The sequence below is a fragment of the Labrenzia sp. 5N genome (genome assembly GCF_012395805.1).
Lineage (GTDB): Bacteria > Pseudomonadota > Alphaproteobacteria > Rhizobiales > Stappiaceae > Roseibium > Roseibium algicola.
In genome coordinates, this window is record NZ_JAAZTM010000005.1 from 50718 (window position 1) to 63315 (window position 12598).

A 12598-nucleotide genomic window follows, 5' to 3' on the forward strand; every position below is an offset into this window, starting at 1 on the left:
GGTCATTTCAGCGGCAGCAGATTGTCGTCCTTCAAGGTTTCCATGGCAATGGACGAGCGCACATGATGGACCGCCTCCTGAGGCAGTAGCTCGTCGTTGATGATGTGGCTGAGCGCCTTCAGGTCCGGCACCACGATCTTCAGCATGTAATCGACATCGCCGGTCAGCGTGTGGGCCTCCTGCACTTCCGGCATGGCGGTCACCATGTTGCGGAACTTGCGGGCGTTTTCCCTGGAATGCGCGCCAAGCGTCACGCCGACATAGGCCGTCACCATCAGACCCAGGGCTTCCGGATCCAGTGCCGCCCGGTACCGGCGGATGATACCCGCTTCTTCCAGTTTCTGCCGCCGCCTGGAAACCTGGCTTGCGGACAGGCCGATCACGTCACCCAACTCGGCATTGGTGAGGGCGGCATTGTTCTGCAAGGCGGCAAGCAACTTCACATCAAAGCCATCCAGCGCAATCGTCATGCGTCACTCCGAAATATCCTGCATGTTTCGTGCATCATCTTACGCGAAAACACGTGGATTGCACACACACTGCGCGTCCTTCACGGCATTCTGTCTGCAATGACCCGTTTTACCGAGGAGGACTTTCATGGGACCGTTCCCGCACGACGCGCCGCCGGCACAGATCACGTCTGAAAATCCGGCAGGGACCGATGGCTTCGAATTTGTCGAATTCGCCCATCCGGAACCGGAAAAGCTGGACGAACTGTTCCGCAAGATGGGCTACCTCCCCGTTGCAAAGCACAAGAGCAAGAACATCACGCTCTATCGCCAGGGTGACGTCACATATGTGCTGAATGCCGAACCGGGCAGCTTCGGCATGAAGTTCGTCGACACGCACGGCCCTTGTGCACCTGCCATGGCCTGGCGCGTCGTCGATGCGCAAAAGGCGTTCGAGCATGCGGTTGCCAAAGGCGCGACGCCTTATGAAGGCGACGACAAGACCCTGGACGTTCCGGCAATTGTCGGCATCGGCGGCTCGCTGCTTTATTTCGTGGATACCTACGGCGCCAAAGGCTCGGCCTATTCCAGTGAATTCAACTGGCTGGGCGAGTTCGACCCCAAGCCGCAGGGCGTCGGCTTCTACTATCTCGACCACCTCACCCACAACGTCTATCGCGGCAACATGGACAAGTGGTGGGACTTCTACCGCGACCTGTTCAACTTCAAGCAGATCCATTTCTTCGACATCGACGGGCGGATCACCGGTCTCGTCAGCCGCGCGATCACCAGCCCTTGCGGCAAGATCCGTATTCCGCTGAACGAATCCAAGGACGATACCAGCCAGATCGAGGAATACCTGAAGAAGTACAACGGCGAAGGTATCCAGCACATTGCTGTCGGCACGGACAACATCTACCAGAGCACGGACCTTCTGGCGGACAACGGCCTGAAATTCATGCCCGGCCCGCCGGAAACCTATTATGAGATGTCCCATGCCCGGGTGAACGGCCACGACGAGCCGATCGAGCGGATGAAGCGCCACGGCATCCTGATCGATGGTGAGGGTGTGATCGACGGCGGCATGACCAAGATCCTGCTGCAGATCTTCTCCAAGACCGTGATCGGCCCGATCTTCTTCGAGTTCATTCAGCGCAAGGGTGACGAAGGATTTGGCGAAGGCAATTTCCGCGCCCTGTTCGAATCGATCGAGGAAGACCAGATCCGCCGCGGCGTCATCAAGACTGAAGCAGCCGAATAATCCCACTTGCAGGTTGCTTCTGAAAGGCCGCTGTCCTTCGGGAAAGCGGCCTTTGTTTTGCCCTGCGGTTCAGATTTTTCTTTTTCCGATGCAGCAAAGCCCGGATCCGGCTCAGGACTTGATCTTGTTTGCACGGCCCGAGGGAGTGGCCGCCCTGCCAAGCGACATGCCCCGGGGGAACACGAAAAGTCACGCCATTTCCGGGTGTTGCGCCTCGCTGACAGCGCGATCCGGGGTTTCAGCGGGTATCAATGGAAAAAAATCTTGAGCGTCCTTGGCCGGATTAATCCCGTATTTTCAATACGATAACGACAGCCTGAAGTAGAAACTTGAAAAATTTCACGTGAATCACGTTTTTCCAAGGAACGATTCCATGTGGAACGGGTTTTACATACAGAGGCTGCCGAGTAGGCCCTCTGTTGCATTGTCTAAGCACAAACTCTTTATACCTCCGCACCCCCATGCGGAGGTTTTTTTTCGCCTCGGCGTGGGCTAAGCGCGCGGCCTCCGCATACGGGTATTCCCGTTCGTGCCGTCAGACATCAGACAGCGTTCATGTTCGCCATGACTGCCTTTGCACCGATTTGCTTCAGGAAGGCCTGCGGGTCGAACGCGACCTTGCGGTATTCATCGGCAATTCGGGCTTTCGCCTCCAGAAAGACCTCTTCGTTCTGCCATTCGACAAAGGTGACGAATTTTGCCATCCCCTCGCCGGAAGGCTGCTCAAGCACGAGGTTCTGGCGGCACCCTTCGATGTTCTGAAGCAGGCCGCGAATGACATTGAGCCGTTCCAGTAGAACGTCTCGCGCCTCGAGCGGCACTTCAAAGCGGTCAACGCGGTAGATAGGCCGGGATTCCGTGTCCGATTTCATGCTTTTCTCCTTGGGATTTGAAAGGAGAAAAAGCTCTACAACCTCAACTTAAATTGAGGTCAAGCGGATATTCGAACTGGCTGGCAGGAAGGGCTGCTCAGCCCTTCACCTTCGCTTCCAGCACGTCCCAGACCATGCCAGCCACATCCGGTCCGCCGAGATTGCGGATGGCGCGGATGCCTGTGGGGGCGGTGACGTTGATTTCTGTCAGGTTGCCGTCGATGACATCGATCCCCACCAGGATCAGGCCCTTCTCCTTCAGCGAAGGCCCGAGGCGCGCACAGATCTCGCGTTCGCGCTCGGTCAGCTCACTGTCGGTCGGCGCACCGCCCCGCACCATGTTGGAGCGCAGGTCGCCCGCGGCCGGAACGCGGTTGACCGCACCGGCGAACTGGCCATCAACCAGCAGGATGCGCTTGTCGCCGTGCTTCACATTGGGCAGAAACTGCTGGATGACCCAGGGCTCGCGGAAGGTCGCGGCAAAGAAGTCGTAGAGCGAACCGTAGTTGAGGTCGTCCTGGGTGATGCGGAAGACGGCCGCGCCACCATGGCCGAACAGCGGCTTCATGACGATGTCGCCGTATTCCTTCCGGAACAGATCGATTTCCGACTTGTCCTTGGTGATCAGGGTCGGCGGCATCAGGTCGGCGAATTCGGTCACGAACAGCTTTTCAGGCGCGTTGCGAACGGCTGCAGGATCGTTGACCACCAGAGTGTCCGGATGGATCTTTTCCAGAATATGGGTCGCGGCGATGTAGGACAGGTCAAACGGCGGGTCCTGGCGCATCAGCACCACGTCCATCTCGCGCATGTTGAACCGGCTCTTTTCACCCAATGTGAAGTGATCACCCTTCACATCGCGCACTTCGATCGGCTCCAGTGCGCAGAACACTTCGTCACCGCGCATCGCCAGACGGTCGGGCGTGTAGTGATAAAGTTCATGTCCGCGAGACTGTGCTTCCAGCATCATTGCGAAGGCGCTGTCGCCGGCAATGTTGATGGACGAAACATGGTCCATCTGGACCGCAACTTTCAAAGCCATGAGGCAACTCCCGGCGGGCGGCGCCACTTGAGCGCCTTTGGGATTTTCAGAACGATTGGTCCAGATATGCGGTGCGCAGTCGGCTTTGTCCAGAGGGGGAGGTCAGAAGGATCCGACTTCGGTTCCCGTCATTTCGGGGACCGTCAAACAAGGTGAAGTCTCTCGGCCATAATCAGCGTCACCCTGGCGACCGACGGAAGACCCGGGGCCTGGTCGTTTCAAGAGTGCTCGTAAGGCGAAGCAAATATCCGGGACATTGAGACCACTGTGAGCAAGCAGGGCAGCGAGCAAGCCCCGGATCTGCGCTCCGTTTGTCCGGCGTGACGCCGAAGGTGAATTTTCTCGGCAGCCAAAAAATTGCGTCCCGAACTACTCCCAGGCCTGAAACGCATTCACGATCCGCACGGGCAAGGCGCGGGGCCGGACGACGATAATATCGAAACGCAGGGTGAAGAACCCGGCCTTCGGGTGTTCCGTGACGAAGATCTTCGCGGCACGCGAGATGCGCTTCTGGCTGGCGGGCGTGACGGCTTCCAGCGCCGCCTGCCGCGATTTGCGGGCCTTGACCTCGATGAATGCGACTGTCTTGCGCCGTTTGGCGATGAGATCGATCTCGCCAGCCTTTGTCTTGTAGCGGCGCTTGAGAATGCGCCAGCCGGTGAGGCGCAGGTACCAGGCGGCAAGGGTTTCGGCAGAAAGGCCCAGGGCATGTGCCCGGCGGCGGCGATCGGTTTCTGCCGGTTGCCTTCCGGCTCCGCCGGGACGACGTGCCATCAGGCGTCGTCCGCCTTCAGTTCCAGCGCGCGTTTATAGACCTCGTTGCGGTCAAGCCCCGTCGCTTTCGAGATTTTCTTGGCCGCGGCACTGACCGGCATTTCGGTAAGCGCCTCACTCAGCAAGGCATCCAGATCGTCCACCTCGGCTTCCGGCTTGTCTTCCGGCGGACCGACAAGAATGACGATTTCACCCTTGACCTGCCGGCCCTCGAACCGGGTGCTCAGATCTTCCAGGGTGCCACGCTCGAAGGTTTCGAACCGCTTGGTCAGCTCGCGCGCAACGACGGCTTCGCGGCCGGGGCCAAGCAGTTCCGCCATCAGCGCCAGGGTCGCGGCGGTGCGGTGGGGCGATTCAAAGAAAATCAGCGTCGAAGGCACCTTGGCCAGCTCTTCCAGCCGTCGGGTCTTCGGGCCTCCCTTTTGAGGCAGGAAGCCGGCGAAAAGCACCGTGTCGCTCGGCAGGCCCGCCGCGACAAGGCCAGCCAGCGGCGCCGACGCACCGGGGATCGGGATGACTTTATGCCCTTCTGCGACCACATCACGCACCAGCCGGTAGCCCGGATCCGAGACCAGGGGCGTGCCAGCATCGGACACCAGCGCCACGGCGCGGCCGTCAGCCAGAGTTTCCAGGATCTTCGGCCGCTGCTTGTCGGCATTGTGTTCGTGATAGGGGAGAAGCGGCGTCTTCAGCGAAAACCGCTGGGTGAGCGTTGCCGTGACCCGCGTATCCTCGCAAGCGATTACGCTTGCTGCAGCAAGCGTTTCCAGGGCCCTGACGGTGATATCGCCGAGGTTGCCGATCGGCGTGGAGACGATGTAGAGCGCAGGTTCCAGATTGGGTGCAGTGAAGACATGTTCGGAGAGGCTGTAGCGGTTCTTGTCCGCAGCCGGCCCGGCTGTTTCCTTGACCATGTCGCCTTTCCTCTTTTCCGCCGCGAATTGCAGCATCGGCCCCGTTTGCGCCCTTGCGCTAGCCTTTCAATACAACCGATGCAAGGCAAATCCACCGTTGATCGGGCCGATATGCCATTGAAAGGCCACTAAATCTTTACAGGCCTGTAGCGAATACGTAAGTCTTTCCCAAAGGGTGAACCAACAAATATGGCAAGTGCAAGACGGGGCGACATCGTGCAACAGCACAGACGTGTTTTCTTGAAAACGGCGCTGGCTGGAGCCAGCACGATGTTGCTGGGTGGCTGCATGGGGTCCACGCTCGGCTCTCTGCCGGGTGACCAGATCCAGCCAAGTGCCCAGCCGCAACCGACTGGTGAAATCATCGGCACGGGCGGGGTGCGCATCGGATTGCTGTTGCCATTGGCAAGCTCCGACGGCAATGCCTCCATCGGTACGGTTTTCAAGAACGCCGCCTCACTGGCGCTGCAGAACTTCCCGAGCGCGGATGTGCAGTTGCTGGTGAAAGATACCGGCGGCACGTCCGAAGGCGGACGCGCGGCAGCGCAGGCCGCCATTTCGGAAGGCGCGGAACTGATCCTTGGCCCGGTGTTCTCACCAGCGGTATCCGGCGCTGCGCAGGCTGCGCGGGCAACCGGCGTTCCGGTCATTGCCTTCTCTACCGACACCTCCGTCGCATCCCGGGGCGTCTATCTGCTCAGCTTCCTGCCGGAAAGCGACGTGAAACGGGTCGTCGGCTATGCCAACAGCCAGAAGAGACATTCCTATACCGCCCTGATCCCCGAAGGCTCCTATGGTGCCATCGTCGAGGCGGCGTTCCGCCAGGAAGTCGGCCGAGGAGCAGGCAGGATCGCATCGATCCAGCGCTATTCCATGAACGGATCGGACACATCCGATCTTGTTGCGAAGACCACGGCGCTGAAATCGGTTCTGAACAATGCAGACGCCCTGTTCGTACCGGCCGGCGGCGGTGTGCCGGCGGTTGTCGTGCAGACCTTGGTCAGCCAGGGCGCCAATCTGGGCAATGTGAAATTGCTCGGTACCGGACAGTGGGACTCTCCCCAGGTCAAGAACAACCCGGTGCTTGCCGGTGCCTGGTTCGCCGGGCCGGAGGACAAGGGTTTCCTGGCCTTTGCCCAACGCTACCAGAGCATCTATGGCTCCGCGCCGCCGCGCAATGCCAGCCTGGTCTATGACGGTGTCACGCTGGCCGCGGGCCTGATCCGCTCCGCCGGACAGCAGCGCTTCCAGCAGAACATCATCACAAACCGCGATGGCTTCATCGGCATTGACGGATTGTTCCGCTTCCAATCCAATGGCCTCAACCAGCGGGGCCTTGCCGTCTATCAGATCACCGGGCAGGGCACACAGGTGATTTCTCCGGCACCACGGGATTTCCGCACCGGATTCTGATCTTATCCGCCGACACCCTAGGAGTGCTGAGTTAAGATGCTGAGCGGCAAACAGATCGTCCTGATCATCAGCGGCGGTATCGCTGCCTACAAGTCCCTTGACCTGATCCGCAGGCTGAAGGAACGCGGCGCCCGGGTGATCCCGGTGATGACGAAGGGCGCGCAAGAGTTCATCACGCCTCTGGCTGCCGGGGCTCTGGCCGCGGAAACCGTCTTCACCGACCTGTTCGACCGGCAGGCCGAACACGACGTCGGCCACATCCGCCTGGCCCGCGACCACGACCTGATCCTGATAGCGCCCGCCACCGCCGATCTGATGGCCAAGATGGCCCACGGGATTGCCGACGATCTGGCGACAGCGGTTCTGCTGGCAACCGACAAGCCTGTTCTGGTTGCCCCTGCCATGAACCCGAAGATGTGGCAGCATGAGGCGACCAAGCGTAACCGGACGATACTCAAGGCGCGTGGCATTGCCTTTTGCGGCCCAGCATCCGGCGAAATGGCGGAAAGGGGCGAAGCCGGCACCGGCCGGATGAGCGAGCCGCTGGAGATCGTGGCAACTGCCGAGGCCGTGCTGCGGGAAGAGGCGATCCGGGCCGGCAGCCTGCCGCTTGCCGGAAAGCATGTTCTGATCACCTCAGGCCCGACCCATGAGCCGATCGACCCCGTCCGCTACATTGCCAACCGGTCTTCCGGCAAGCAGGGCCATGCGCTGGCCCGCGCCGCCTATGAAGCGGGCGCTCGGGTAACGCTGGTGTCCGGCCCGGTAACACTGCCGGACCCGGCCAATATCGATGTCATCCACGTGGAGTCCGCTTCCGCGATGTTGAAGGCGGTGGAAGGCAACCTGCCGGCGGATATCGCCATCATGGCCGCCGCCGTCGCCGACTGGCGTGTCGCGAGCGAGGGTGCCCAGAAGATCAAAAAGGATGGGACCGGCAAACCGCCCGCGCTGGAGCTGACGGAAAACCCGGACATTCTGGCGACTGTCGGTCATCATCCGGACCTGAGGCCAAAGTTGCTGATCGGCTTTGCCGCCGAGACGCAAAACCTGATCGACAATGCCCGTGGCAAGCTGGAACGCAAGAAGGCCGACTGGATCATCGCGAACGACGTCAGTCCGCAGACAGGCATCATGGGCGGCGACGCCAACACCATTCGCGTCGTCAGCCGTGACGGCGTCGAAGACTGGCCGGAAATGGACAAGGGTGAGGTAGCCCGCAGGATCATCGCCCGCGCAGCCGAGGCGCTCGGCTCGGACTGAGCCGAGCCAAACTGTTTCACAAACCTAAGCGATGAAGGACGGGTGCTTCTGACCGGCAGCTTTCTGCCTTTTTTCACCGGAACCGTTCTGCTGGCCTGCGCCCCTGCCGGAGCAGGGGCGGTCGATGGGGCTGGTCAGGCTGCGAAGCGGAAGTAGCTCATGCTGATGGAGCCGTACTCGTAGCTTCTATGGAGAAGCTGGGCCTTTGCATCCGTTCCGCCTGCGCCAAAGGCGAAGAACAGCGGCAGAAGGTGCTCGTCCGTCGGGTGGTTGCGGCGAAAGTTCGGAGCGCTCTGGATATCGTCGAAATATCCGATCGATCCTGACTTGAGGCCATCGTCCAGCCAGCGGTCGAAATCAGACGCCCACACAGGCGTTGGCGAGCCTTGCGGCCCGAATTCACGCAGGTTGTGCGTGGTGCTGCCGGACCCTGCCAGCAACACGCCCTTGTCCTTGAGAGGTGCCAGCGCCTGGCCAAGGGCATAGAGGGATGCAGGCGTGCTGCCGTGCGGCAGAGACATCGCCACGACCGGAATGTCGGCATCCGGATAGGCAAGCGACAGCGGCACCCAGGCGCCGTGATCAAGCCCCCAGTGACTGTCGAGTTCCACATCGTGGCCGGCAGCTTCCAGGAGGCGTGCCGCTTCGTCGACGTGATCCACATCGGCCTTTGCGGGATAGGAGATCTCGTAGAGCGGGCGCGGGAAACCGCGGAAGTCATGATAGGTCCGCAGCGGTCCCGGTGCCGACAGCTTCAAACCGTCTGTTTCCCAATGCGCGGACAGGATCAGGATTGCCTTGGGGCGTGGCTGGCTTGCGGCAAAACTCTTCAGGAACCGGCTGGCAGCGGTGTCTTCAAGTGCCAGGGTTGGCGCACCGTGAGCAAAAAAGACGGGCGAAATACGGTTTGGTGTAGCCGTCATGGGACCACTCCTCGGGAGAATTGTTTCTACCCGAGAAGATAAGCTATTCGGCCGGAAGGATTAGACCAGAAAGGGAAGAAGGCTCGTTCGACACATGTGAACAATCCCGGCCTTCGATTTCCACTGTTCAGCCATACCGCTTCCGCTTACGGGAGCGGTATGTGTCCTTGCTTGCCGGTATCAGGCGGGCTTCAGAACGCCTGGCCCAAACCCGCCCGAGCGGCCCTTACCTGTAACCCAGGTTGATCAGCTGAACGCGCCGGTTGATGGCGGCATCCGGCTTGGACGGATCGCGCAGCTGCTCCTCACCCAGGCCCACAGCGAAGAGATAGTCGCCCGGTACGCGGAATGTGGTCACCAGTGCTTCACGCACCGCCTGCGCGCGTTTCAGCGAAAGTTCCAGGTTATATTCGCGTGCACCCTTTGCATCCGTGTGACCGACGATGAAGAAAGTCTGCCCCTGCAGATAAGGCGTGTGCAGGGCATCCGCGATCAGGCCAACGGTTTCATAGGATTCCGGGCGAATGCGCGCGCTGTCGAAATCGAACGTGATTTCCACGTTGAACTGGCGCAAAGAGGCCAGCTTGTCGGCAAGCGGCAGAGTGTTGGGAGCGTTCGCACCCGGATATTTCTGGATATTCTCCAGCGCTGCCTTCTGCAGTTCGTCGGCCGTGAGGTCGACCTTCTGCTGGGCCCCCTGCAGGGAGTTGATGATCTCGTTGCGGCTCAGCTTGGTCTGGGCCACAAGGCCCGAAGCGGACACGGCGAGAAAGGCGGCCGACAAACCGGCCAGAAGCATCTTGTTCATGAAAAATCTCCCGGTGCCGTGTTAGCGGTAGCCGGCCAGGTCAATGGCCGTGTTGCATTTTTCGCTGACGGAAGGCTGGGCCTTCAGCAGGCAGCGCAGAAGATGGCCCGCACCGGCCTTGACGCCCTTGCAATATTGCGCGGCATCGCGCTGGCACAGTTTGGGCGCTTCCGCCTGGGCCGCCAGCCGTGCCTGAATGAGTGAAGTCACGACCAGACGGTCGGCGTTGCACTTTTCCGAAACCTTGGACTGATTCTGTTCAAGACACTGAGTGATGCCGTTGTTGGCCAGTGTCGCGGACTTGCAATAGGATTCGATGTCCTTGCCACAGCTGGCGGCCAGGATCTTGATGGCGTCGGCATAGCCGACGGTCTGGGCGAAGGCAGCCGGTGCAGCGACCAGCATCAACCCGGTGGTAAATGCAAAAATCAATCGTCTCATGTTGCCAATCTCCCAATCGCTGGCACGTTACGATGCGTCAGAGTGTTTCAGGTGAAGATTACGACTTCAAGTAGATATCTGATTTTCATGCGAAGTTTCGTGAATGCCCGCCAGCCTTGACACGGACCGGCGAATATCGTCACTCGCCAGCAACGCTCACTGCCGGACACTTTCAATGCCTGTTACCCTGGAACTGAAGCGACTGGAGCACGGTCGCGATCTGCCACTGCCCGCCTATCAGTCGGTGCTGGCCGCCGGACTTGACCTTCTGGCAGCCGTTGACGGCAAGATAACCCTTGCACCTGGTGCCCGTGCCCTGGTGCCAACTGGTCTTGCCATGGCTCTGCCCGCGGGTTTCGAGGCTCAGGTTCGCCCCCGGTCAGGCCTTGCCGCCAAACATGGCGTCACCGTCTTGAACACGCCGGGCACCATTGATGCCGACTACCGCGGCGAGGTGAAGGTGATCCTGATCAATCTCGGTGACGACCCCTTCGAGATTTCACGGGGAGACCGGATCGCCCAGATGGTGATTGCACCTGTTCTGCAGGCGGACATTGTCGAAGTCGAGGTCCTCTCGGAGACCGAGCGCGGTTCCGGCGGTTTCGGTTCGACTGGCCGCGCGTGATGTCCGAGCTGATCATATTCGATTGCGACGGCGTTCTGGTCGATACGGAACGCATGGCCAACGCCAACATGGCCGCGATCATCAGCGAGCTTGGCGTTCCGATGACCGGGCCGGACTGTCAGCGCAGGTTCATGGGACGGACACTGGAAGACGTGCAGTCCATGATCGAAGACCTGACAGGTCAGGTACTCCCCACCGACTGGCCGGACCAGGTGCGGCTGCGCGATCTGGAGAGCTTCAAGGCGGGTGTTCCGGCGATCGAAGGCGTCGCCGGCGTGCTGGACGAACTCGACCGGCGCGACGTCGCCTATTGCGTCGGGTCTTCCGGCAAATATGAAAAGATGCGCACAACGCTCGGCAGTTCCGGTCTGCTGCCCCGGCTGGAAGGCCGGCTGTTTTCCGCACAGGACTGCGAGCGCGGCAAACCCGCGCCGGATGTGTTCCTGCTGGCAGCACGCACCATGGGCCACGCCCCGGAAAACTGTACGGTAATCGAGGACAGCCTGCCCGGCGTTCTGGCAGCCCGGGCAGCGGGCATGGGCGTCTATGCCTTTGTCGAGGATCCCGCTTGCGACCGCGAGGCCATGCAGGGCGCCGGGGCCGTCCTGTTCGAGGCAATGGCGGATCTGCCGGACCTGCTCTTTTCCAAGACCTGAACCTTTTCTGGAAAAAGGTTTTACCCGCAGGATCGCAAAGGTGCTTTCGGCCCCTTATAACTTGCCGAAACCCGTACTATCTTATCGCTCCGATAGTCGAACGATGCCGGCGGAAGAAGATCCGGCCAACTTGGGAGACCTGCCATGACGATCAAGACCAGTGGTCGCGGAAAAATCTATTCCTCCATCACCGAGACCATCGGCGATACACCGATCGTCCGGCTGGACCGACTGGCCAAGGCGCACGGTGTCAAGGGCAACCTCCTGGCGAAGCTTGAGTTCTTCAACCCGATTTCCAGCGTCAAGGACCGGATCGGCGTTGCGATGATCGAGGCGATGGAGCAGGCCGGCCAGATCGTTCCGGGCAAGACCACACTCGTCGAGCCGACCTCCGGCAACACAGGCATCGCGCTGGCATTTGTCGCTGCCGCCAAGGGCTACCGGCTTATCCTGGTAATGCCGGAGACCATGTCGGTGGAACGCCGCAAGATGTTCAAGATCCTGGGCGCCGAGCTGGAATTGACCGAAGGGCCAAAAGGCATGAAGGGCGCAATCGCCCGCGCCGAGGAACTGATCAGTGAAATCGACGGCGCGGTGATGCCGCAGCAGTTCGAAAACGCCGCCAACCCTGAAATCCACCGCAACACTACCGCGGAAGAGATCTGGAACGATACCGACGGCGGCGTTGACGTCTTCGTCTCCGGCATCGGCACCGGTGGCACCATCACCGGCGTTTCCCAGGTGCTGAAGGAACGCAAGCCGGGCCTTCACGTCGTTGCCGTCGAACCGGCCGACAGCCCCGTGCTTTCCGGTGGCCAGCCCGGCCCGCACAAGATCCAGGGCATCGGTGCCGGTTTCGTGCCGGGCGTGCTCGACACCTCCGTCTACGATGAAGTCCAGACCGTCGCCAACGAAGATGCCTTCGCCATGGCCCGGGAAGTGGCAAAGACCGAAGGCCTGCCGGTAGGCATTTCTTCCGGCGCCGCGCTCACCGCTGCCATCCGCGTCGGTCAGCGCGAAGGCATGGAAGGCAAGAACATCGTGGTGATCATTCCGTCCTTCGCAGAACGGTATCTTTCCACGGCTCTGTTCGACGGCCTGTGAGCATCCAGGCGCGAAATTTCACCCCGTCGGCCGGTTCACTCCGGCCGGCGGGG

General features: G+C 60.7%; 14 protein-coding genes. 6 read left to right on the plus strand and 8 right to left on the minus strand.

Features of this window, described 5'->3' with window-relative positions:
- Positions 1-2: 2 nt before the first annotated feature.
- Positions 3-470 (minus strand): Lrp/AsnC family transcriptional regulator, encoded by a 468-nt coding sequence (locus HEP89_RS07625; protein WP_023002331.1) that lies wholly within the window; start codon positions 468-470, stop codon positions 3-5.
- Positions 471-597: 127 nt separating this feature from the next.
- Between HEP89_RS07625 and hppD the strand changes: the two genes are divergently transcribed.
- Positions 598-1710, plus strand: coding sequence for a 4-hydroxyphenylpyruvate dioxygenase (hppD, locus tag HEP89_RS07630; protein WP_168691716.1), 1113 nt, complete (start codon positions 598-600; stop codon positions 1708-1710).
- A 542-nt stretch (positions 1711-2252) separates the two neighbouring features.
- Here the strand turns inward: hppD and HEP89_RS07635 are convergent.
- From HEP89_RS07635 to rsmI, 4 genes are all read right to left on the minus strand, one after another.
- Positions 2253-2582 (minus strand): hypothetical protein, encoded by a 330-nt coding sequence (locus tag HEP89_RS07635; protein WP_023002333.1) that lies wholly within the window; start codon positions 2580-2582, stop codon positions 2253-2255.
- A 97-nt stretch (positions 2583-2679) separates the two neighbouring features.
- Complete coding sequence (gene gshB / locus HEP89_RS07640) at positions 2680-3624, minus strand: glutathione synthase (RefSeq protein ID WP_023002334.1); 945 nt, start codon at positions 3622-3624, stop codon at positions 2680-2682.
- A gap of 369 nt (positions 3625-3993) precedes the next feature.
- Positions 3994-4398 carry a YraN family protein gene (locus HEP89_RS07645; RefSeq protein WP_168691717.1) on the minus strand — a complete coding sequence of 135 codons (405 nt, stop codon included), beginning with the start codon at positions 4396-4398 and terminating at the stop codon, positions 3994-3996.
- Positions 4398-5312 carry a 16S rRNA (cytidine(1402)-2'-O)-methyltransferase gene (gene rsmI / locus HEP89_RS07650; protein WP_168691718.1) on the minus strand — a complete coding sequence of 305 codons (915 nt, stop codon included), beginning with the start codon at positions 5310-5312 and terminating at the stop codon, positions 4398-4400. The genes HEP89_RS07645 and rsmI overlap by 1 nt, the downstream gene beginning before the upstream one ends.
- A gap of 189 nt (positions 5313-5501) precedes the next feature.
- Here rsmI and HEP89_RS07655 point away from each other — a divergent pair, with 189 nt between their 5' ends.
- Positions 5502-6725 (plus strand): penicillin-binding protein activator, encoded by a 1224-nt coding sequence (locus HEP89_RS07655; RefSeq protein WP_023014453.1) that lies wholly within the window; start codon positions 5502-5504, stop codon positions 6723-6725.
- A 36-nt stretch (positions 6726-6761) separates the two neighbouring features.
- Positions 6762-7988: a bifunctional phosphopantothenoylcysteine decarboxylase/phosphopantothenate--cysteine ligase CoaBC gene (coaBC, locus tag HEP89_RS07660; RefSeq protein ID WP_168691719.1), complete on the plus strand. Its 1227-nt coding sequence runs from the start codon at positions 6762-6764 to the stop codon at positions 7986-7988.
- A gap of 134 nt (positions 7989-8122) precedes the next feature.
- Here coaBC and HEP89_RS07665 read toward each other — a convergent pair whose 3' ends face one another.
- From HEP89_RS07665 to HEP89_RS07675, 3 genes are all read right to left on the minus strand, one after another.
- Entirely contained in the window at positions 8123-8911 is a 789-nt protein-coding gene (locus tag HEP89_RS07665; protein WP_168691720.1) for a class III extradiol ring-cleavage dioxygenase, read from the minus strand.
- A 226-nt stretch (positions 8912-9137) separates the two neighbouring features.
- Complete coding sequence (locus HEP89_RS07670; protein WP_077291318.1) at positions 9138-9719, minus strand: OmpA family protein; 582 nt, start codon at positions 9717-9719, stop codon at positions 9138-9140.
- Positions 9720-9740: 21 nt separating this feature from the next.
- On the minus strand, positions 9741-10160 hold the full coding sequence (locus tag HEP89_RS07675) for a hypothetical protein (RefSeq protein WP_208992429.1): 420 nt from the start codon (positions 10158-10160) through the stop codon (positions 9741-9743).
- A gap of 175 nt (positions 10161-10335) precedes the next feature.
- Between HEP89_RS07675 and dut the strand changes: the two genes are divergently transcribed.
- The 3 genes from dut (at position 10336) to cysK (ending at position 12545) form a co-directional block, all read left to right on the plus strand.
- On the plus strand, positions 10336-10785 hold the full coding sequence (gene dut / locus HEP89_RS07680; RefSeq protein ID WP_023002343.1) for a dUTP diphosphatase: 450 nt from the start codon (positions 10336-10338) through the stop codon (positions 10783-10785).
- Positions 10785-11441, plus strand: coding sequence for an HAD family hydrolase (locus HEP89_RS07685; RefSeq protein ID WP_209014517.1), 657 nt, complete (start codon positions 10785-10787; stop codon positions 11439-11441). Before dut ends, HEP89_RS07685 begins: the two co-directional genes overlap by 1 nt.
- 144 nt (positions 11442-11585) lie before the next feature.
- A complete protein-coding gene (gene cysK, locus HEP89_RS07690; protein WP_062485814.1) occupies positions 11586-12545 on the plus strand; it encodes a cysteine synthase A in 960 nt (319 codons plus the stop codon).
- The last annotated feature ends 53 nt before the right edge of the window (positions 12546-12598 follow it).